Here is a 20,335-nt window from a genome sequence, read left to right on the forward strand (position 1 = left end):
CGTTAATCAAATAAATTCTGTAATTTTATTGCCTCTTTTTCAGAAAACGGGATATCCCCATCCTTTGTAGAAATTATATAGCTGCCAATTCCATCTTGTAGGAACTCTAGCGGAGCTGCGCATTTTCCATCCAGCGTTAAACTGCCAATATCAGCGGTATAATATGGTTGAGGCACCACGCAAAACGATAACGCCAGCATAACCATGGCAAACAGGAACAAAAGGATTGTACATATTCTCTTTATCCTGTTTGGAAAGGGTTGGCCCACAATCCGTACCACGCGCCTTTCCAGTTTGGAGGAAGCAAAGCAGGACGCAGAGATACGGTTCACGCCCGCAAACTTTATCAGAGTCATGCAGTAATACCGTGCGTCGCTCGGCTTCATACCTGCGGTAACGACTTCATCTGCTCTGAACTCTAGAATTTCATTTTGGCAGCGTTTCAGCAGGTAACAGCATGGGTTCCACCAGAAAAAACCACAAAACAGCTCCGTCAATAGATACAGGAGCATGTCGTGGTGCCGGAAATGCGCATACTCGTGTTTCAATATCACCTCCAATTCTTTTAATTTCCAATCGCTGGTCGGTAAGCAGATCATTCCCCTGCGGATGCCGAAAACACAGGGTGAATCAATCGACTCCGAAACAACGGCACAAATCTTCCCAGCGTCCCGTTTCTCTACGACTTTGGCAAGGCAATGCTCCACTTCTAAACCTGCCGGGGACATACCTCTGCGTTTTATCCAATCACGGCGGTAATTCGCCAAGGTGTAGGCAATTTTGGCCGCGCTGACAGTAAACCACAAGGTTACAAGCAGGGCTGTGACGGATATTTTATAGGTACCTAACGGCAAAGTGGATTTAAGTAGATTTCCCACAAAATTCATCTGTGGAACACGGATTTCAACCGTTGCCTCAAATTCAAAACCTGCACATAATCGAAGGATGCAGCCGCCGTACAGAAACAGCAGAGCTTTCAGTCCAAAGGCACGGGCGAACCAAAAACGGCGCCGCAAGAAGTAGGCAAGCAAAATCACAGCGTCACTCCATAGTACAGCCATGAGTACCGAATACTCTGAAATGCTCATTTTTTCTTGCCCATTCTTGAATCCTTTACCCTTTTCTCAGCACGCTCCATATCTTCAGAAGATTCCGGAGTTGTTAATTCCCGAGCTAAAGTAGTGGTCGTGGAAGAACGAAAGGTCTCAACACAGATTTTCCGAACCTTGTTCTTGCACCTACATATCCAGTTTGTGCGAGTTTTGAACTGTTCTTCCATGTCCATAATTGGTTCGACAACACTCCTGCTTTCTGCACTATCAGGATTGCTTATTAAATATCGTAGCCATGCGCTGATGCGCTCTATATCTTCAAAGGGAAAATCTTTACTCATACTTTTAGTCATACCGTAGATATCGTTTTTATTTCTGTTTTCCCTCAGATTCTGGTATTCATCAGTTAGACTTTTTGTAAAACGCAAAAATACAGGGTCGTCTACAGGTGGCTTCCGCAGCATTTCATACGGTCTACTAATACAGTCACATAGAGACTCCATAGTCTTTCGTTTAACTGGTTCTCCCCGAATTGCTTTTTCCACTTCGACGATTGGTAGGCCAGTATCCTTTGCTATATCTTGTGAGGATTTTCCAGTGCTCTTAATGTATTTAACCAACCAATAAGACAATTCCACCTTTATTACCGCGTCAAAATCCATAAATATTTCCTCTTTCCTCCTGTATATCAGACACTAGTTATTTAAATACTGTATTCCGGGTTGCATGGGCAAAAAAATAAATGTAAAATTTATTCTACTAAATGATAAGACGACGAAGGAGGAAGACGGTGAAAAATTTACACAAATTGCGTGTTGACAAACAGTTAAAACAAGAAGAACTAGCAGAGGAATTGGGCTTTTCAAAAACAACAATACAGGAATATGAAGCCGAAACCAGAGGTAAAAATATTATTAGAGCCATAAAGAAAACCGCCAGCTATTTTGGTGTTTCATCCGACTATCTACTAGGTATTACTTCAGTTCCAGATTCGATGTCGGAAGAGGAGAAACAGCTTGCTTACCGTATCAAGCATGCAAATAGTCCTGAATTAGTCCAGCACCTCTTGGGGATTCTAGATGAGTTCGATAGGGTCATTGAAATTGAAAAAAAGCGGGTTGCAAAATAATTTTATCTCTCTTTTTAAGGTATGTCAACCATATTATTTATACCTCTAAACGCGATTCTCTTTTTTATTCGTATAGTGTATACTTAAGTCCTCAAAAACACGCAGAGGAACGATTACTTTGAAAAATTTAAGAGCTTTACGAGAATCCCGACATTTGAGTCAGGAAACGTTGGCAGAGCATCTGGATATAGCACCTCGTCGTATTTCAGCTTATGAAAGAGAAGTTTCAGAAGCCAATATATCATTACAGATTAAAATTGCCGACTATTTTGGGGTTACTCTTGATTACCTAAATGGTAGAGAGATAGATACTTTTAATAGAGTGGATAATACGGATTTGTGTGTTAAAGAATTCGGCAATAGAATCCGGCAAATTAGAACGGATAAAAAGCTTAGCGCAAAAGAAGTTGCTGAAAAAGCCGGGGTCTCAGCAAATTATTTATTGCTAATTGAGTCAGGTGCTAAAATACCCAAACTTGAAACTGCTATCAATATTCTAAATACACTAAATGCTTCAGCTGACGCCGCTCTAATGGATTCGTTGCAAGCAGGATATTCCGTGCGGGCACATTTTCTGGATTTAAAAATTGCAGCTTTAGCACCTAAAGAGCAAAAACTAATTTTGGACTTAATAGAAGTCATGGTCGATAATATTAGGAAGAATCAGTAATTGAGGAATTGAAAACATGGCCATTAGCAGAGTACCCCGATTAAGAGAATTACGCGAAGCTTCCAATATGACTCAAGAAGAAGTTGGTAAGTTAATTGGAGGAAATGGTCGGACTATATATACGTATGAAAGCGGAATCGCTACTCCAAGTCTTGATAATCTCTCGATTTTGGCTGATTATTTCGGCGTCACCATTGACTACATGATGGGTCGGGAATCCGGTTCTATTGATTCAGTCAGGACTTATGAAGCTGAAAGTTTTGGCAGACGTATTGGCGAGCTCCGTGAGGAACGGCATCTTACTAAAAAAGAATTAGCGGAGAAAGCCTGTATTTCTCAAGCGTATTTATCTATGATTGAGAGTGGTAAAAAAAATCCAACTATGCCAGTTGTTGTTCAACTGCTGAACGCTTTAAAGGTTTCGGCTGATGCTGCTTTCTCGGATTGCGTTATAGGTGCTTGCGAAACAAAATCTTTTTTAGTTCAGCAGAAATTATCATCGTTGACAAAAGAGGAACAGTTCGTTATTCTACGTCTAATTGACAGCTCGATTGAGTCTATAAGAAAAGCACCGTCAATATTTTCAGGTAAGTAATAGTTAGAAAAGCTCCCTGGAAGAAGACGCCAATTTGATTGAACGAGAATGGGCATAAAGGCCGATGCTAAAAAATTACAAGTTTCGCTGAATATGATACCCTTGGATATTTCTCCAGGGGTATTTTTATCAACCTAGATAATTACCATATTTAGGAAATCTATTTCCTTCCCCGGAACTTTAGTTCCCTCTATGCTGAAAGCGTGGGAAGGGGGGGATGTAAACGGCCTACGCTAGAGCGGAAACCATGGTGCTGCTTAGCGCAGTGAAGGTCTGTTCCCGGATCTGCGTAAGTGGAAAAACCCAAAAAGAAGTCGCGGAATGGTGTTTGTGTTCAGACCGTCAGGTCCGTAACTGGTGCCATGAGGATACGAACATATCTGTTTCCAATCTGTATTCTTTGGCGGACTGTCTGGAGTGCAAACCAGAGGATCTGCTGGTCTCCGTGCCAATGCCTGAAAGGAAGGAGTGATTTCCATGACAAAATCCGATGTCTTGCAGAGCTATGCTTCCTGGGTCGGGAGTCCTGTTCCGAGGGAAATACCAGGGATTCCCTTTGCGAATTTGGATGTTTGCGAAACTGATACGCAACTTGTAAACCGCCTCTTCTATCTTGTGCCGGAAACGTCCTCCGGCGAACTGCGCTGTTTTTTCTATTATGAGGAAAACCTTTTCACAAAGGATTCCAAAGGTAATTTGAATTTGGTGGAGTCTTCTCTTCACCTGTTCAATCCGTAGCCTACCTACTTACCAAAGCATGGGCCAGCCCATTTGGGTTGGCCCATGCTTTTCCACTGTTCTCCTGGAATTCACGCTTATACTTAATAAAATCTTTTTCTTTAGGTCAAAAATCGTCAGGCTGTATCAGAAAAGATTCAGCAGGCAATGGCATCTAAATGACACCTTCGGACCACTTCAAAAAAAGCAGAAAATCACCTTTGAATTAACCCATAAAAACGAGGTCAAAATGGGCCTCATTTTAAGAAATCCTTTCAAACCGTATCCAAAAGAAAAACCCCGGGAACCTTGATTTCCCGGGGTTTTTGACATGTTTTGATAAAATTTATCTCTTGGAGAACTGGGGAGCACGACGTGCGGCTTTGAGGCCGTACTCAAATCCTCTGAATGGCGATTTCCCTTGATTTTTCAAGGTTTTTCAGGGTATTCCACTAAAATTGCCCCACCCTTTAATCATAAAAATGGGGGCACTCTAAGCACCCACGGGCGCGGAAAATGCGGCATTTACAACGCTCAAAAGGTGTTCGGGCTTATTATACTTCACCTGCGCATAGATGTCCATAGTTGTCTTGCTGTTTTCATGCCCCGCAAGATACTGAACTGTCTTTGGATCAACGCCAGCATACAAAAGATTGGTAATGTAGGTATGCCGTAGCTGATGTGGTGTAACGTCAAAATCCAGACTATACACAAGTTTAGGATTGTTCTTCTGATGACCGCCAGGAATCGGCGTAACCTTGCATTTAATGCTTTGCCCATTTACATATTTGTAATAGGTGCGCTCCTTTGTAGACCGAACAACTACATACTGCCATAGCCTCTTAAACTGCGAATCGGCCAGCGGTTGCCCTTTGCTGTCTGCAATCACATATTCGGATATGGATGTTGCTTTTACTTGCCTCAGACAATCTGCCAGACACTTTGGAATAGGAATGTCCCTCTGTGCCGCCTTCGTTTTCAATGTTGTCGAAATCACCGGCCTGTTGTGTTCCGTGCGCCATGCTCTCCTTACAGAAATATATGGCGTAGGTACATCCAGAAACACGCAATCCCACTGCAACGCAAGAATTTCTTCCCGCCGCAGGCCAGAATAAAGACCGATCATAATAAATACATACGGTGGCAGCTCTCGGACGGTTTCCAGAAGCAGCTTCACCTGTTCATCTGTCAAAGCATTTTTCTTTTTCCCCGGTTTACCTCCCTTTGCCGATATTCCCACACAAGGGTTATAGTCAAGGAGTTGGTTACGCTCCGCCGAATAAAACACACACTTCAAAAGCATATTGACCGTGCTGTATAACCCTGCTGATTTTTGGGATAATGGTATGAGTGCCAACCGAATATCGTCTGCTGTCACTTCTGACAAATACATATCTCCCAGAGGTTTCACAATATAGTTGTTCATATTCTGGGTATAGCCTTTCAAAGTGCTTGAAGATACCTTGGCTGACTGCATGAGCAGCCACTTCTCACAATACTCAGCAACTGTCGGATGTTTTCTGCGGAAAACTGCCTCCTCTACTTGGCGTCGAGCTTCCAACTCTTTTTCATAAAGCTCCTCGCTCGTTTCAGCGTATAAGTCTACTCTCTTACCGTCTGCGTCTGTAATCCGCGTCCTATAATACTGGATTCCTCTCCTCATAACAGTTCCATACTGAGGAATACTCACTTTTTTCTTAGCCATGCTTTCAGTTCCTTTCCTATTATTATGTAGTTCAGCGCTGATACTATCTTTATACTGAAAATCCATGGCTCTTTCAAAGGTGCGATTTATGTAATAGCAAAAGGCGAGGGTTCCCCCTCGCCTTCGCAATGTTTTCATTTTTTACTGTGCTGTTCCATATTCGGCTTCGTCCCATTGAGCAAATGCGTCCGTTAAAACTCCTGCCAGTTCATCCGGCTTGTTATATTTAACTTTTGCATATATGTCCATGGTAATCTTGCTGCTCTCATGCCCTGCCAAATATTGAACTGTTTTAGGGTCTACTGATGAATGAATCAAATTGGTGATATAAGTGTGACGTAGTTGGTGCGGTGTAACATCAAAATCGAGGCTGTAAATCACTTTCCCGTTATGTGCTGCTTTTTCTCCGAGAACCGGATTGACGGTATGCTTCACACGTTTTCCGTTCTCATACCTATAATATACTCGAGGCTTTGCTGTTCTGGTAACGATATACTGCCACAATCTCTTAAACTGCGTATAGGAAAGCGGCTCCCCATCCCGATTGGCGATCACATATTCTGATGTCGATTTTTTCTTTGCCTCTCTCAAACAATCCGCCAAACGATCTGGAAGGGGGATATTCCTTTCCGCAGCTTTTGTCTTTAACTCTGTGAGAATAATTGGCCGGTTATGCTCTGTATGCCACGCTCTCCGAACCGTCAAATAGGGAGCCTCTGTGTCTAAATATACCGAATCCCATTGCAGCGCAAGAATTTCTTCACGCCTCAAACCGGCATACAAACCAATCATAACAAACACATAGGGCGGTAATCCCTGAATAGCGTCTAAAAGCCGTTCTGCTTGTTCATCTGTCAACGCCTGTTTGTCCTCTTGAGGAATCCCGCCGCCTTTGGCATTGAGATATATTGTTGGGTTCGTATCAATGACATGACTTTCCTGTGCTGCGCGAAAAATGGACTTATACAGGATGATAACCGACTTATACACAGATACGGATTTCTTTGAAACCGGAACAAGCGCAACCTGGATGTCGTCCAATGTTACTTCTGCCATCCTCTTTTGGCCCAGCTCCTTAATAATATGTCGCCGTACCTTGGATGTGTAATCTGTCAATGTCGTATTACGAATATGGACAGACTGCATAAGCAACCACTTTTCACAATACTCTGCGACAGTAGGGGATTTTTGACGGAATGTGATGTTGTCAACCTTCTCCAATGCCGCCATTTCCTTATCGTATAGTTCTTCACGAGTTTTGCCGTAAAGGATTACACGCTTACCCTCTGCGTCCTCAACATCGGTTCTATAATACTTATGACCGTTCACTTGAACTGTACCATATCTGGGGATTCGCTTTTTTCTTAAAGCCATTCCACCACCTCCAAAAATAATTTTCAGCGCCGTACTCTTGTTTTATCAGAACGCGCCTATTTCATCAAAGGTGCGATTTTTATCTTCGCACATTGCGATATGTTGCTCTTTTCTCTATTGGCTTCGCTCTGTGCGTACTTTTTGCGATATACTCCTGAAGGCTGGTATGGGTAAAATAGACGCAGCCATTAGGCACATACTGAATATAGGAAATCAAACCGCTATTTCTGGCTTCATCCAGAGTGGTCAAACTGATTCCTAATATTTTTGCCGCCTCTTTACGGGTAATCAGTTTTTCCATATTCAATACTCACCTTCTCTCTGCTCTTTTGACAACTTCATAGTCAAAGCCGGGGCGCTGGCTGCAATAGGTGCAGATGTCCCGTTTCTGCTGCGCGGGGTTTACTCTCCTCAAATAATAAGAGCCTGTGCCATAAAAGTTATTGGCACAGGCCGGGCAAAGGCACATGATTAAGTTTTCGGGAACCTCCTCGATCAGCCCCACACTGACGGCCAGGGCATGGTCGATCCTGCGGATGTGTTTTTCCTCCAGCCTGCCGATGTACGTCTCCAGCCGCTTTTTATCAATGGTGCGAAGCTGCTCTAAAAGAACAAGAGAGGGCAGCTCCAGGCCGCTTTCTGCTTTTAACAGGTAGTGGGTGGGGAGCTTGGCCTTTGCGTCCACCTTGCTGGAGATAGCAGCTACAATGACGGTGGGGCTGTATTTATTCCCCGTGTTGTTTTGAATGATGACAACAGGGCGATAGCCTTCCTGTTCAGAACCGATACCCCGGCCCAGATCGGCATAGTACATATCGCCGCGCAAGTATGTTTTGTTCATGGTATTTGACCTCCCTTTTAAAAATTAGGCGGCAAAGGCCGCCTATGTAGAGGCCGTGCAGCAAAACAGAATGAAGGCCGGGGAGAGATAAAACAATTCTCCTGTTTTCATTGGCCTGTCCTGCTGTACGGCCCATATTTCAAAGCAAACCAATTTGTCCTCGACACCCCGGTTTGCTGCGGGAAGTCATCAAACGGCTGGCGGCTTGCCAGCTCCACGGGGAATCTCACCCCTCGCGTGGTTCTCACGCAACCGCCCCCATTGCCTGCGACGGATCACGGCAAGAGCCGCTTCAACGCTCGGACGTTAGGCTGGACGGGAGTATCATTGTCCCCGCTGCTGGTCGTGGCCGTACCGGGAGCCATCCGGTACTGGCAGCCTGCTGTTTCTCGCTCCCTGCCAGGAAGTACAAACCAAAGACCTACTTCTCTTTTTCGGTGGAGTCTCGTTGTTTTCTTCCGGCAGATCACCGCGCAGCCGCCGCCTGGGCTTTGGCTTTCGCCAAAGCAGCGGGAATGTGCTTGATGATTGGGTATTCGGTTTTCAAGGTTCCTGGAGAGGCCAAAAAAGAACCTCTCACTCTATTTGCCGCTGAGTGAGAGGTTTGACAACCCTGTTTACTCAAAAAATTTTTTTAATTTTTTGAGTATCCTGTTTTTCCGCTTCTGTATGGCCTGCCGGGAAACGCCCAGGTGCTTTGCCACTTCGCTTTCCGTTTTCCCGTCAAAGAACAGGGCATAGATCAACGCCCGTTCCTCTTTAGGGAGTTGCAAAAGCGCGGTATGTAGCTTGTCCAACGTAAGTTTTCGGAACACCACATCCTCCACGCTTTCTGCATTAGCTGCAAACTGACGGGCGTTTTCTTCCATGAGCCTGTCCAGGGAATCTTCCCGGCTGGGAATAACCTGTTTGATTTCACCGTTGCTGCCATAAATAAGACGTTCACACTTCAAATCTTTCTCAAAGTAACGCATTTTCCGGTCGCCCTTCATATAGGCGGCATACACTTCATCCGTGACCTCGATAAGTTGGCCGCGAACCCATATTCTTTTTTTGCCAGCGTCCACGCTGTGTACCTCCGTTTCGTCTGAATTTCGAGAAGAAGTCCAGACGGACGGCGGCCCTCTGCAACATGGAAGGCTTGTCCCACCGGGAAATACCAGAAAACCGCATTTACCGACAAAGTAAAAGCGCACACACCAAAAGGCGCGTGCGCTCGGCTGTTGGTTTTTGCCTGATGATGGGTAAGACCCGGAGAAAAGAAAAAAGTCTGTCGAACAAAAAAATACCGCAATCCCCGTAAGGACTGCGGTATGTACGAAATATGGTTTTTGTTCGGTTGTGGGCGGGAAGCCGCCCGGCTTTTCTCTTTCTGGCTCCATGCTATCCCCTTATGGGGATAAGCTGACAAGCACCACCACCTTTCCCCAAATTGAAATGTTGATAGGGGTAGTATAATGTATAAAAAAGAGGAAACAGCGAGGCTTCAAAGAGGATTTGCATAGTTTCATCGCAAGTTTAGACACGTCCCGTGTGTGATTTGTCAAACACAAGCGACAAGATATGAGATTTGAAAAACCGTCCCGAATGACCTCGCTTTATGGAAAGGAAAAGCGCAGCCTCTATCAAGACTGCGCTTTGTGGATATTATGAAGTTGTTTGAAAGCGATACCCGATTTCACGAATACTCTCGATGATAAAGGGATGGTGCGGATCGGCGGAATAGAGTTTTCTGCGTAGGTTTCGGACATGGTAGCCTACGGTGCCTCGTTCATTGACAGTTAGAGCTTCGCCCCACACCTTTTCATAGATTTGGGAATAGCTTAATACCCGCCCATTATTAACTGCCAGCAGACAAAGGAGATTATATTCTTTTGTTGTTAAGGCCACTTCTTTCTGATTACAGCGCACCAGCCTTTGGCTGGGATCAATCTCAAGATCGGAGAGAGATAGCACCGGTTCCGAGGTAAGCTCCCACTTTTTCAGCTCTGGATGAAGCTGCAAAAATGAAAGGAAATCTTCAAAAATCTTTTTTTCGTCCTCGTTCAGCTTCATAATGATTATTTCTCCGATGGTATCACCTCCTGGGCATTTGTCCAGGCAGCTTCTTTTAACTTGTTTCACTAATAACGTGTTCCAGCCTGCAAGCGTCCTGTGCTGCAATATCATGGGGAACACCGGCCTCAATAAGCTGTCTGGTAAAAAACTGGTGCTTTTCATAGATTTGCTGGGCGATCTGCCAGCCTTGCTCTGTGAGGGAGAGTGTGCCATCGTCCTTTTTTAGTAGGCATTTCTTTTTAGACAGTTCCTTGACCGCTCGGCTCACGGAAGGCTTTTTTACATTCAAAAACTCCGCTACATCTACACAGCGGGCATAGCCCTTTTGCTGCTGAAGCACCAGCACAGCCTCCAAATAGTCCTCCATAGAAGATGTTAAGGGCATATAGCACACCTCCTTTTTTCTGAACAAATAAAGTTATTTACACCATGCCAGCTTTCTGGAAATGTTTTTTGAGTAATTTCTTAGCAATAATCGCACCGATAAAAGCGCAAAGGCCAACAACAATAAGCATTATAATAGCCGTTATAGGCGATACCAACGTCTGCAAAATCCCCAAATAGCTTTCGCCAAACATTCCTGCGTACTGTTCAAGCGTTTGTTTTGAGAAAAACAGGAAAGGAATATATGTTCCACTGAATGCTGCTAAAACCATGTAAATAATATAACTGATTGTAAGTGTCTTTCCATTCGTACAACCTGTTTTCCAGGCAATCAGCGCAGAAATAATCCCGGCAATAATACAGCAAATTATCATAGGTGGATAAAAACCATAAATCCCTGTTACTGCACAAAAAATGAATAATGCCCACGGTTTTTTCGTCTTAGCTGCCACAAGGAAGTATGTAATAGCTGCCAGTAATGCCCACAATGGGCTTACTACTAACATAGTATAGGGAGAAAAGGACAAAAACGCACAAAGAATATAAATGACAAGCGCACATACAGATAAAAGAGCTGTGACGATCAAGTCTCTTACTTGAAAGCCTTTTTTGTTTTCATTTTGCATGGAATAAATCCTCCTTAAAATAATGATATTGGCTGGAACGATGTCCATATGACAACCGCAAAAAGAGCAAGCATACCTATCAATAAAAGGCCGTCTCTCAAGCGGAAATCAACTAATATATAGTGAGTTTTTTTACAGGGATAGCTGATCCCTCGCGTTTCTGCCGATGCAGATAATTCAGTTGCTGTCATCAAAAGTCGCATAAGTATAGGAATTAAAAAGCCTTCGTATGTCTGCGCTGGATGACTTAACACTCGCCAGAAAGATAATCCCACACCCCTCGTTTTCATTCCCTGCTTTATATAAATCGCATCCTGTTTTAGAGATGGGAGAAACCGCAAAATAATAGCTATTGGAATCACAATGGCCTGGGGGATATGGCTCACTTGAAGCGAGGCTATCAATTCCGCTATTTCCGTAGTCTGAAATAAGATGTTCAAAGCGAGTGCAATGGTTAAAATCCTTAATAAGAAGAAAGTTATCACAGAAGATAAATGGATTGGAAGGATTTGTGCCAGCATAAGTAAGGCTATATAAGCCGTTAAAAATTTAATACTTGTTTTCCAAAGCCCACTCAGGAAGGAAAATAGGCAAACAACACCAAAAAGCAATAGTCCTGTCAGACCACCACCTAAAGCAAATGCCAGCGCCGACGTCAACAAAATCAAAAGTAGTTTTATACGCGAATCGTAATATAAGCCATGATGTGTTCTCATTTATTCACCACCTTTCATCATGAAATCCTTTACAATTTTGAATGTACTTTTCCCTGTCATTTGTAAATCATCTTTGATAATCCCTTCCTTCAAAAGCAAAGTGCGCGAGGCGGTCAGACTGATAAACTCCAGATCATGTGTAATAATAAAAACCACTTTCCCAGACTTGCGCAGAAAGTTAACAGCATTGGCAACGGCATACATATTGTTCCAATCTAATCCACTTGTAGGCTCATCCAAAACGATGATTGGTTTTTCTGAAAGCATTGCGGCCCCTATTGTCAACCTCTGCTTTTGACCACCTGACAGAGCATACGGATGACAGTCTTTGAAATTTTCCAAATGAAGCATTTTCAAAATTCGAGACACTTTTTCATCTATGCCCGGAATCTTTTTGTTTCCTAACCTCAACTCCTCTGTCACACTGTCTGTATAAAGCTGGTGATCTGCTTCCTGCATAACAAAGTACACATAATCGGACAATTTTCGCTGCTTCACATTCTTTCCATCAATAAAGAACCCCCCTTGTCGACAACGAATCAAGCCGGACAGGATTTTTCCAAATGTTGTTTTTCCGCAGCCGTTTTCTCCAACCAGAGCAATCGTTTCTCCCTTATGAGCTTCTATTGAAATGCTGTGAAGAAGCTCCGGCATAGCCTTATGTGAAAAACTCATGTTTTTAATTTGGAGAAATACTTCTGAATGCCCAATCGGCTCTATCTTTTCTATTTGTATCGTATTGAGATTTAACGGACGAAGCCTCCTGCTGCGCATTTGAGAAGCAGATAGCTTTGCCATCTCCTCACCTGTTAATTCTTCGCAGATTCGTCCCTCTTTCATAATTAAAAATCGATCTGCAAGCCCGTATAGATAGAATAGCCTGTGTTCGGAGACAATGATTGTGTGTCCTGCGGCTTTCAAGGCAGAAAGGATTTTCCTCATCTGTAAAATTGCATGAATGTCTAAATTAGCCGATGGTTCGTCCAGTACATAAATTTGAGGATTAAGCGTAGTCGCTGCAAGAAATGCGATTTTTTGCCTTTCTCCACTGGACAGAGTAAAAATATCTCTGTCTTTTAGATTTTCCATATCCAATGATTGAAAGGCTCTGTCAACACGTTTGACGATTTCTTCATGAGGGATTCCATAATTTTCACAGGCGAACGCAACCTCGCTGGAGCTGTTAGTAGTAAAAAACTGACTGCGTGGGTCTTGAAAGATTGAGGCAATCTCCTTTCCAGCCTCACCAGCGTCTGATTCCTTAATGGATCGCCCTGACACAATAACTTCACCGGATAATACACCTTCAAAAAAGCGTGGAATCAAATTATTGATACACCTGGTTAACGTGGTCTTTCCACATCCACTTTGCCCGGTAATAACAAGAAATTCTCCCGATTTTATAGTAAGGTTTACATCCCTTAGATTTTCCTGTATCTGTCCTTCATATTGAAAAGAGGTATGCTCAAAGGATATAATTGGAATTTGTTTTTTCATGGCGGCACACCTCATAACTTCCAACTGATGGATTTTTCCCGGCATTCCAGAAAAGTACGATAAACCCCTTCTTTTTTTGCCAATTCCTCATGAGTTCCGTGCTGAACAATATGCCCCTGGTCAATGACAACAATTTGATCTGCTGTCCGAACGGTGGATAGCCTGTGAGCAATGGAAATCAATGTTTTGTTTTTGGTTAGTTCAAAAATTGCGTCCAAAAGGGCTTTCTCATTTTCCGGGTCTACGCTGGATGTCGCTTCATCCAAAATAATGATGGGTGCGTCTTTCAATATTGCCCTTGCTATTGAGATTCTCTGTTTTTCACCTCCGGACAGGGTTGAACCTGCTTCTCCTATCATCGTTTCGTATCCTTGAGGGAGTGCCTCAATAAAATCATGGCAACAAGCTCTTTTGGCTGCCGCCACTACTTCTGCATGAGACGCATTAGGTTTGCCAAATTTGATGTTGTTTTCAATCGTATCATTGAACAGGTACACTTTTTGAAATACCATGCTTACATATGACAAAAGACTGTCGCAGGTAAATTCTCTTACGTCATGCCCTCCAATTTTAACACTGCCGGACTTTACATCCCAAAACCTTGCAATGATATTACACAAAGTTGTTTTTCCAGAACCTGACGGCCCAACGATAGCACAGGTAGAGTTTTGGGGAATTTTTAAGTTAATTCCATCCAAAATGGAACGGCTGTCATAAGCAAAAGTAACATCTTTTAGTTCAATCTCATATGATTTCAGAGCAATGTCCTTTCCGCCAACATCTAAAACTGGTATATCTGAGATAAGATCCAGCCGATCTAACTGCGTAGCAAGCATTTTACTCAAAAAAGCTCCATCATTCATCAGTTCCAGTTCCATAAACATTAAAAATGCACAGATGATAAACAAAAGGCAATAGGGTAAGGTAATAACTCCCCATAAATAGAGTAGGGCTGAAAACAAAAATAATAGACAGCTTGTAATCTTAAATACGGCTTCATATATCTTCATAATTCCAGCAGTAGAGACTGTAACCGCTATATCGCTGCGACACTTGTTTTCAAAGGCTTGATCCACCTTTCCTTTCCCTTCTTTGCCTTTCCCAAATATGCGCAGAACAGAAATACCTTTTATATATTCTAACGCGCTCCCCACCAGCAATTCCTGGGCATTTTGCATATCTTCTGTATGTGCTCCGGCTCGTTTTTTTATCTGGCCCAACACAAGAATTCCTGCTAAAATTCCCGTTAAGGCTAAAAGGCCAATCTGCCAGCAAAATATACCCAACATTAACGTCATGGCAAGTGCCTGAACAAAGCCCCCCACCAAAAAAGTCAATGCAAGCATACAATTTCCTTCCAGATCGGAAATTGTTGTTGTCAATACCGTTTGTACGGTGCCGAGATTGTTTTCTGTAAAATACCCCATCGGTGCCCGTTTTAGCTGATTTCCAATCTCAAGACGCTTTTCCCGAAAAATCTCATATCCAGACGCACTCATAAACACATCGCTTAGATACTGAAATAAAAAACGGCCTAAAACACTAAGTACAATAATTCCAAATGCCTGTAAAATGACAGTTCCTGTCAAGTGTTCGATATTCAACATTACCAATAGCACCGCAAAAAATACAAAGGCAGCGCAGCAGGATTTTAGAGCATTGAAGATCAACCCGACAATTACACGGGAACGATATTTTCCGGATAACCGTAAAATCCTTTTTATAATTGAAAACATATTAAAATCCTCCTTCCACTTGATCTGCTGAACTCACATAATCTCTCCATAACCTTTGATAAAGCGGGCATTTTGACAGAAGCTCTTTCTGTCTGCCGCAGCCGACAATCTTTCCATTTTCCACCACGAGGATTTGATCTGCATTCTGGATCGTTGCAAGACGATGAGCCACTACAATAAGCGTTTTTCCTTTTACAAGCTTGCTGATAGCACTTTGAATGAGATATTCATTCTCTGGGTCAGCATAGGCTGTAGCTTCATCAAGAATAATCACTCTTGCATTTTTAAGAATCGCTCTTGCAATAGTAATTCTCTGACGCTCTCCGCCAGAAAGTTTTTCTCCAGCGTCTCCGGCATTTGTATCATATCCGTTTTCCAGATTTACGATAAAGTCATGACAGCAGGCAGCTTTCGCAGCAGCTACCACCTCATCGTCTGTCGCATCTGGCTTTCCGAGACGAATGTTTTCACGGATACTTTCATCAAACAAAAAATTGTCCTGAGCCACATAACTGACCTCACCCATCAACTGGGCAAAAGGAATCTCTTTGATATTTTTTCCACCGAAAATGACCTCTCCCTTTGTAGCATCCCAAAAACCAGCCATGAGTTTTGCAATCGTTGATTTGCCGGAACCAGAAGGGCCGACAATCGCTGAAACCGTGCAGGGTTTGATTTCAAAGGACACATTTTTCAGAACTTCTGTTTCATTATAAGCAAAAGAAACATTTTCAAAGCGATAGGCTGTTTCATCCAGTACAGCATTTTTTTCTGGACGGCTCAATTCCGGTTTCTCAATAAACTCTCGTATTTGGTCGAGGCAAGCTTTCACCATATTAAATTGTTCAGAATACTTCCCAACTCGCATAAGCGGAGCAATAAATCCAATGGGAAGGATAATGCAAGTGATAAAATCTGACAGAGGTAATGTTCCAGTCATATAAAGCCATGCTCCAATCGGCAGCGTTCCCAGCAATGTTGTAGGCATTACAGCTTGAATCACGGCTGACCAAAGCCAACTTTGCTTCCACCAGGCCAGAGTGCTGTCGTGAAAGAAGTTGATTGCACCTGTAAATTTACTATAAGAGGCGCTTCCTTGATTAAAAGCCTTAATAACCTCTATCCCGTTTACATACTCAACCAGCGTACTGTTCATCGCGTTTTGCGATTTCATGTAAGTAGTACTTTTGTTCACATAGTCTTTCATCATTCCAATGTATCCCAAAAGTCCGAGAGGAATTGTTATCAATGCCGCTAATCCCATGCGCCAGTCAAGAATAAATACCAGTAGTATACAGCACAGGGGAGCCACTATATTAGAGGTTATCTCAGGCATGAAATGAGCCATCGAATCCTCTAACTTTGAAACCGTATCCGCCATCAAATTTTTGAAATTGCCGGTCGGTGTATCCAGCATAACGCCCATGGGCACCCGAAGCATCTTATCTGCAATCATACTACGGATATTTTTCAATATTTTATATGTCGCCTTATGCGACATGAAAGAGGACTGGTATGTAAGCCATAGCTTTAATATCTGTCCACCCAAAGCAACCGCAAACAAGATACATACATTTTGAATGGTCGCTGTTTTGTTAAATAATTCTGCAACTAATAATGACACTGCAATAAAGGGAGCCATCCCAAACAATTCTCCCAGCGTTGCAAGAAAGGTTGAAAGATATAGTTGCTTTTTATTATTTCCGGCATAATCCAGCAGTTGATGAATTGCTCCGGATTTCTTTTTCTTCTCCATGAAAGAATCCTCCTTAAATAAGTTAGCAAAAACTAACCATTTGGTAAAAAATAAATGGCCAAAGCCACTTATTTGAACGGAAGTCCTAATACACCATACCATCCATAATGCTGGAATTTTATGATGTTTTTTACGTAATCCTCCGCTTTTTCATAAGGAACATCGTGCAAAATACACTCGCATAGTGCAGTAATATAGCCATGTGTCAAAATATGTATTTCTATATCGCTTGGCAGGTATTTTGTATATCCCGCTTCATATGCCGCTTTTACAAATTCGGAATTCTGCTTCGCATATTGGTTTGTAATTTCTTCTATAAAATTTTCGACGCGAGAGCCTTTGCTGCATTTCAACAAGAGCTGAAATTCCTCTAAATGATCGTACATATAGTTAATGTATGTCATGGCCTGCATATATGACGCTTCAACAGAATCCCTCTCAATGGCTTCTCTAATTCCAACTTTATCGTAAGGCTCTGCATTATCCATAAAATCTAATGTATAATGGTAGACATCTTCAATCAAAGCCAAAAATAGCGCTTCTTTATCCTTGAAATGACGATATACTGCACCTGTTGTAACCTTTGCAGCGGTAACAATATCTTTAAGTTGCGCTGCCTGAAAGCCTTTTTTAAGGAATTCTGCTTTCGCACATTCCATAATCCGCTCTTTTGTCAAGTCGGAGCAATAACTCAAAATATTTCCTCCTTTCTTAGATAAACATTTTATTTAAGATAATCGGATTATCAAACAAAAGTTAGAATAGCATATTTTTGTTTTACTGTCAAGTGGAGCCTACTCTTATTTTGTTATTTCGCCTGATTTCTATGTACCCAGCCGCGCAGGCGGCTGGGCTTCTTCTTTTTTGAGGCTGTTAATAAGCAGGGGTGCCGTACCCATAAATCTCATAGTATCCCACGGGGTAGCTGTTCTGGCGCACGGAATCACCGGAGTTGCCCTCCACGGTGTAGACGCGGCCATTCTCCACCTTCTCCACAATCCCTACATGGTCGGATGAGCCGTCCTGGCCTCCATCATCCCAATCGAAAAAGATGATGTCACCGGGGCGCGGCTCGTAGCTGTTGTCCTGCCACAGCCCGCGCTCCTTAAACCAGGGTACACCCTGGGACGCACAGGCCGCAAACTTCGGAATAACACCAGCGTCGATATAGCCGCACTCATTGGCACACCAGCTCACAAAGCAGGCGCACCATTCCACACGGCTGTCAAAGCCGTACCAGCTCCAATAGGGCGCACCGCCCGTATTCCCCACCTGGGAGAGCGCCACGGTGACGATCTCGCCGTCGCCTCCGGTAATGCCATAAAGCACCTGGCTCCAGAGGGAACTGTTCTCATCGGCCAGAAGCTCTGCCATCTGTTCCCGTTGATCTTCGTGAAAACTGAACTGATTGGCCATTTCCTCCGCCGTCTTGTGGCTGACCGTGATATACAGATAGGTGCGGGTGACGGTGACTTCTGTTTCCACGATATTCCCATGCCCGTCATCGGATGTTTCAATGATGGTTTCCGTCTTGGTAGAGGTGCTGGATGAGATCTCATTCATCTGCCAGAAAATATCCTTTAAGAGCTGCTTTTTGGAGTCATCCATGGTGGCGACTTCCTGGGCAGCGTCCGGGTCGGTGGTGGTTTTCACCGCATAAACCGCAAGCACCTCTTTCCAAACCGCCCGGCTGCCGGACATCTCCAACACATCGTAGGTGTGGGAAGTTTTGATTTCCTCCAGCTTTTCCTCGTACTCGGCGTTGATCTCCTGCACAGCGGTCTGCATGGTCTGCCCGGTGCCGGAGTCCTCCCCGGAGAAGAAAATCCCAAAGCAGGAGCCGATAATCATGCCAATGAGGCAGATCACAATAATCACCAGCACCGCAACCCAGCCGCCCGCAGCGATGGCAGCAATCAGCGCCTTTGTTGCTGCTATGATGGCTTTCACCGCTGCGATGGTGGCCTTGACCGCCACCTTTGCCGCAGTCACAGCCGCTTTCGCCGCAACGCGGGCAGCATGGGCGGCAGCTCTGGCGGCCCTGGCTGTGGCCTGGGCTGTTTTTTGAGCCGTTTTTGCTGCTTGCTGGGTAGTCTTGATACTGGCTTTGGCTGTCTTTTCCGCCGTCTTGATGGATTTGCTGGCGGTTTTCACCGTCCCTTTGGCAGTAGAGGACGCCTGCTTGATGGTCTTGCGGCTCCTGTCCACTGTTTTAATGCTTTTCTGGCCCCGATCCAGTGTCTTGACAGCCCCGCGCTCCTGCCGGATGGTTTTCACCGGCTCCGAAAGACGGTCTGCGGCCTGTCTGGTCTGTCTTGCCGCCTGCTTCTCCGCTTGTTTTTTAGGCTGTTCGGCTGCGGCCTTGTGCTTCTGGATTTTTTCTTTGACCTTGGAAATGTTCTCTTTGGTGGTCTTAACCCCTTTGCGGCCCTGCTTGTCAAATTGGTGGACAGCTTCACGGGCCGTGTTTTCAACCCCGGAAGAAATGCGGTCGGACGCATACTCGCCGGGAGAGCCTTCCTCTGCATACAGGCCATGCTCGCCCTTGTCTTTGGTGCGGATATATGCTTCTTTCATCCGTTCTGAAGCAACCGCCGCTTTATCAATCGCCTTGATCGTCTTATCCGCAACACTCCTTGTCTTAATACCCTTGCCCATAGGCTTCACCTCCTTCCCAGGGCGGGCGCGTCCTTATGCGTCAAGCAGCTTTGCCACCACAACCATCCTGCCGTTTGTCCGGGAATATTCACAGGTGGAGAGGGTAATGAGCTTGTCGCCATATTCCGCAGTCACGCCCGTATCATAAAGGGCCAGCGCCTTGCACTCTGCAATATACTCGTCAAAAGCCTCGGCGCTCTCCGCATTGACAAAGTGGTAATACTTGAAACCCTCCCCGGAATAGGCCACCGTCTTAAAGGCGGCGATCACCTCATACTCGCCAAAGCTGTCCAGGGTATCAAAACAGATGGTCTTATGCTCCCGGTAAAAATCCTCGCTTGCATACTTGCACAGGTCTGAGAACATTGTGCCGTTGTTCATGTGGTGGCCGTACAACACCAGATTGTCGGAAATGCCAACGTCGCAGTTTTCGGCCAGATAAGGCACGCCGTAACTGCTGTACGATTTGTCAAAGGCGTGTTTGAGGTAAAAATCCGGGCTGTCTTTGGTCTGCATGACAGGGTAATCAATCCGGGTGCCGGGGATGGAAACCCAGCCCACCAGGTCGCTGTTTTTGGCGTACACATCAGCGTATTTCTCAAACGCAGTTACTTCTTCCGTGGCCGGGGCGTTTTCCAGCTCCAGCGCGGGCAGCTCCACATCCTCCTTTATCAGCTCCGCCACTTCTTCAAAGGCTTCGGCGCTCTGCTTCTGGTCGAGATATTCACGGGCCAGCATAGCCCCGGAGAAAAGGAAAAGGGCGGCACAAAAGGCCGCCCCTGCGATCATCCGTCTGGTTTTCACTTTATCACTCATTTTCT

General features: G+C 44.3%; 22 protein-coding genes. 5 read left to right on the top strand and 17 right to left on the bottom strand.

The genetic code is table 11. From position 1 onward, the window contains the following. Nucleotides 1–2: 2 nt before the first annotated feature. Nucleotides 3–1,088, bottom strand: coding sequence for a M56 family metallopeptidase (locus tag BN3911_RS03030; protein WP_066861261.1), 1,086 nt, complete (start codon nt 1,086–1,088; stop codon nt 3–5). Continuing rightward, the gene (locus tag BN3911_RS03035; RefSeq protein ID WP_066861262.1) at nt 1,085–1,714 is read right to left on the bottom strand and encodes a hypothetical protein; all 630 of its coding nucleotides are present in this window, start codon (nt 1,712–1,714) and stop codon (nt 1,085–1,087) included. The genes BN3911_RS03030 and BN3911_RS03035 overlap by 4 nt, the downstream gene beginning before the upstream one ends. Before the next feature lie 128 nt (nt 1,715–1,842). On the opposite strand from BN3911_RS03035, the gene BN3911_RS03040 reads away from it, so the two are divergent. The 5 genes from BN3911_RS03040 to BN3911_RS03060 all read left to right on the top strand — a co-directional run bounded on the left by BN3911_RS03040 (nt 1,843) and on the right by BN3911_RS03060 (nt 4,184). Beyond that, on the top strand, nt 1,843–2,181 hold the full coding sequence (locus BN3911_RS03040) for a helix-turn-helix domain-containing protein (RefSeq protein WP_066861265.1): 339 nt from the start codon (nt 1,843–1,845) through the stop codon (nt 2,179–2,181). A gap of 118 nt (nt 2,182–2,299) precedes the next feature. Continuing rightward, complete coding sequence (locus BN3911_RS16935) at nt 2,300–2,851, top strand: helix-turn-helix domain-containing protein (protein ID WP_082942044.1); 552 nt, start codon at nt 2,300–2,302, stop codon at nt 2,849–2,851. A 16-nt stretch (nt 2,852–2,867) separates the two neighbouring features. Then, the gene (locus BN3911_RS03050) at nt 2,868–3,446 is read left to right on the top strand and encodes a helix-turn-helix domain-containing protein (RefSeq protein ID WP_074039112.1); all 579 of its coding nucleotides are present in this window, start codon (nt 2,868–2,870) and stop codon (nt 3,444–3,446) included. A 247-nt stretch (nt 3,447–3,693) separates the two neighbouring features. Further along, on the top strand, nt 3,694–3,918 hold the full coding sequence (locus BN3911_RS17820) for a helix-turn-helix domain-containing protein (protein ID WP_066861278.1): 225 nt from the start codon (nt 3,694–3,696) through the stop codon (nt 3,916–3,918). A 5-nt stretch (nt 3,919–3,923) separates the two neighbouring features. Next, a complete protein-coding gene (locus tag BN3911_RS03060) occupies nt 3,924–4,184 on the top strand; it encodes a hypothetical protein (RefSeq protein ID WP_066861282.1) in 261 nt (86 codons plus the stop codon). A 472-nt stretch (nt 4,185–4,656) separates the two neighbouring features. Here the strand turns inward: BN3911_RS03060 and BN3911_RS03065 are convergent, their stop codons facing one another. The 15 genes from BN3911_RS03065 to srtB all read right to left on the bottom strand — a co-directional run bounded on the left by BN3911_RS03065 (nt 4,657) and on the right by srtB (nt 20,330). Then, entirely contained in the window at nt 4,657–5,868 is a 1,212-nt protein-coding gene (locus BN3911_RS03065; RefSeq protein ID WP_022298832.1) for a tyrosine-type recombinase/integrase, read from the bottom strand. A gap of 141 nt (nt 5,869–6,009) precedes the next feature. Continuing rightward, a complete protein-coding gene (locus tag BN3911_RS03070; protein WP_008818637.1) occupies nt 6,010–7,242 on the bottom strand; it encodes a tyrosine-type recombinase/integrase in 1,233 nt (410 codons plus the stop codon). A 79-nt stretch (nt 7,243–7,321) separates the two neighbouring features. After that, nucleotides 7,322–7,543 carry a helix-turn-helix domain-containing protein gene (locus BN3911_RS03075; RefSeq protein WP_008818636.1) on the bottom strand — a complete coding sequence of 74 codons (222 nt, stop codon included), beginning with the start codon at nt 7,541–7,543 and terminating at the stop codon, nt 7,322–7,324. A gap of 9 nt (nt 7,544–7,552) precedes the next feature. Continuing rightward, a complete protein-coding gene (locus BN3911_RS03080; protein WP_008818635.1) occupies nt 7,553–8,083 on the bottom strand; it encodes a type II toxin-antitoxin system PemK/MazF family toxin in 531 nt (176 codons plus the stop codon). Nucleotides 8,084–8,700: 617 nt separating this feature from the next. Continuing rightward, nucleotides 8,701–9,150 (bottom strand): RNA polymerase sigma factor, encoded by a 450-nt coding sequence (locus BN3911_RS03085; RefSeq protein ID WP_008818634.1) that lies wholly within the window; start codon nt 9,148–9,150, stop codon nt 8,701–8,703. 580 nt (nt 9,151–9,730) lie between these two features. Then, nucleotides 9,731–10,138 (bottom strand): winged helix-turn-helix domain-containing protein, encoded by a 408-nt coding sequence (locus BN3911_RS03090; RefSeq protein ID WP_217780398.1) that lies wholly within the window; start codon nt 10,136–10,138, stop codon nt 9,731–9,733. A gap of 55 nt (nt 10,139–10,193) precedes the next feature. Then, entirely contained in the window at nt 10,194–10,526 is a 333-nt protein-coding gene (locus tag BN3911_RS03095; protein WP_022298831.1) for a metal-dependent transcriptional regulator, read from the bottom strand. Nucleotides 10,527–10,563: 37 nt separating this feature from the next. Next, on the bottom strand, nt 10,564–11,151 hold the full coding sequence (locus tag BN3911_RS03100) for an MptD family putative ECF transporter S component (protein ID WP_008818631.1): 588 nt from the start codon (nt 11,149–11,151) through the stop codon (nt 10,564–10,566). Nucleotides 11,152–11,165: 14 nt separating this feature from the next. Continuing rightward, nucleotides 11,166–11,867 carry an energy-coupling factor transporter transmembrane component T family protein gene (locus BN3911_RS03105; RefSeq protein ID WP_008818630.1) on the bottom strand — a complete coding sequence of 234 codons (702 nt, stop codon included), beginning with the start codon at nt 11,865–11,867 and terminating at the stop codon, nt 11,166–11,168. Continuing rightward, nucleotides 11,868–13,364: an ABC transporter ATP-binding protein gene (locus BN3911_RS03110; protein WP_008818629.1), complete on the bottom strand. Its 1,497-nt coding sequence runs from the start codon at nt 13,362–13,364 to the stop codon at nt 11,868–11,870. It lies immediately after the preceding gene. 11 nt (nt 13,365–13,375) lie between these two features. After that, entirely contained in the window at nt 13,376–15,100 is a 1,725-nt protein-coding gene (locus BN3911_RS03115) for an ABC transporter ATP-binding protein (protein ID WP_008818628.1), read from the bottom strand. 1 nt (nt 15,101) lies between these two features. Continuing rightward, entirely contained in the window at nt 15,102–16,856 is a 1,755-nt protein-coding gene (locus BN3911_RS03120; RefSeq protein WP_008818627.1) for an ABC transporter ATP-binding protein, read from the bottom strand. A 68-nt stretch (nt 16,857–16,924) separates the two neighbouring features. Next, the gene (locus BN3911_RS03125; RefSeq protein WP_085929894.1) at nt 16,925–17,515 is read right to left on the bottom strand and encodes a TetR/AcrR family transcriptional regulator; all 591 of its coding nucleotides are present in this window, start codon (nt 17,513–17,515) and stop codon (nt 16,925–16,927) included. 214 nt (nt 17,516–17,729) lie between these two features. After that, on the bottom strand, nt 17,730–19,514 hold the full coding sequence (locus BN3911_RS03130) for a CHAP domain-containing protein (RefSeq protein ID WP_008818625.1): 1,785 nt from the start codon (nt 19,512–19,514) through the stop codon (nt 17,730–17,732). A 33-nt stretch (nt 19,515–19,547) separates the two neighbouring features. Beyond that, a complete protein-coding gene (gene srtB, locus BN3911_RS03135) occupies nt 19,548–20,330 on the bottom strand; it encodes a class B sortase (RefSeq protein ID WP_008818624.1) in 783 nt (260 codons plus the stop codon). Nucleotides 20,331–20,335: the final 5 nt, after the last annotated feature.

Source organism: Neglectibacter timonensis (genome assembly GCF_900048895.1).
Lineage (GTDB): Bacteria > Bacillota > Clostridia > Oscillospirales > Acutalibacteraceae > Acutalibacter > Acutalibacter timonensis.

What these genes read in the sequence shown, in the direction of transcription:
- BN3911_RS03030 (WP_066861261.1), bottom strand. Translation starts at nt 1,088, where the DNA reads ATGAGCATTTCAGAGTATTCGGTACTCATGGCTGTACTATGGAGTGAC.
- BN3911_RS03035 (WP_066861262.1), bottom strand. Translation starts at nt 1,714, where the DNA reads ATGGATTTTGACGCGGTAATAAAGGTGGAATTGTCTTATTGGTTGGTT.
- BN3911_RS03050 (WP_074039112.1), top strand. Translation starts at nt 2,868, where the DNA reads ATGGCCATTAGCAGAGTACCCCGATTAAGAGAATTACGCGAAGCTTCC.
- BN3911_RS17820 (WP_066861278.1), top strand. Translation starts at nt 3,694, where the DNA reads ATGGTGCTGCTTAGCGCAGTGAAGGTCTGTTCCCGGATCTGCGTAAGT.
- BN3911_RS03060 (WP_066861282.1), top strand. Translation starts at nt 3,924, where the DNA reads ATGACAAAATCCGATGTCTTGCAGAGCTATGCTTCCTGGGTCGGGAGT.
- BN3911_RS03065 (WP_022298832.1), bottom strand. Translation starts at nt 5,868, where the DNA reads ATGGCTAAGAAAAAAGTGAGTATTCCTCAGTATGGAACTGTTATGAGG.
- BN3911_RS03070 (WP_008818637.1), bottom strand. Translation starts at nt 7,242, where the DNA reads ATGGCTTTAAGAAAAAAGCGAATCCCCAGATATGGTACAGTTCAAGTG.
- BN3911_RS03075 (WP_008818636.1), bottom strand. Translation starts at nt 7,543, where the DNA reads ATGGAAAAACTGATTACCCGTAAAGAGGCGGCAAAAATATTAGGAATC.
- BN3911_RS03080 (WP_008818635.1), bottom strand. Translation starts at nt 8,083, where the DNA reads ATGAACAAAACATACTTGCGCGGCGATATGTACTATGCCGATCTGGGC.
- BN3911_RS03090 (WP_217780398.1), bottom strand. Translation starts at nt 10,138, where the DNA reads ATGAAGCTGAACGAGGACGAAAAAAAGATTTTTGAAGATTTCCTTTCA.
- BN3911_RS03095 (WP_022298831.1), bottom strand. Translation starts at nt 10,526, where the DNA reads ATGCCCTTAACATCTTCTATGGAGGACTATTTGGAGGCTGTGCTGGTG.
- BN3911_RS03100 (WP_008818631.1), bottom strand. Translation starts at nt 11,151, where the DNA reads ATGCAAAATGAAAACAAAAAAGGCTTTCAAGTAAGAGACTTGATCGTC.
- BN3911_RS03105 (WP_008818630.1), bottom strand. Translation starts at nt 11,867, where the DNA reads ATGAGAACACATCATGGCTTATATTACGATTCGCGTATAAAACTACTT.
- BN3911_RS03110 (WP_008818629.1), bottom strand. Translation starts at nt 13,364, where the DNA reads ATGAAAAAACAAATTCCAATTATATCCTTTGAGCATACCTCTTTTCAA.
- BN3911_RS03115 (WP_008818628.1), bottom strand. Translation starts at nt 15,100, where the DNA reads ATGTTTTCAATTATAAAAAGGATTTTACGGTTATCCGGAAAATATCGT.
- BN3911_RS03120 (WP_008818627.1), bottom strand. Translation starts at nt 16,856, where the DNA reads ATGGAGAAGAAAAAGAAATCCGGAGCAATTCATCAACTGCTGGATTAT.
- BN3911_RS03125 (WP_085929894.1), bottom strand. Translation starts at nt 17,515, where the DNA reads ATGGAATGTGCGAAAGCAGAATTCCTTAAAAAAGGCTTTCAGGCAGCG.
- BN3911_RS03130 (WP_008818625.1), bottom strand. Translation starts at nt 19,514, where the DNA reads ATGGGCAAGGGTATTAAGACAAGGAGTGTTGCGGATAAGACGATCAAG.
- srtB (WP_008818624.1), bottom strand. Translation starts at nt 20,330, where the DNA reads ATGAGTGATAAAGTGAAAACCAGACGGATGATCGCAGGGGCGGCCTTT.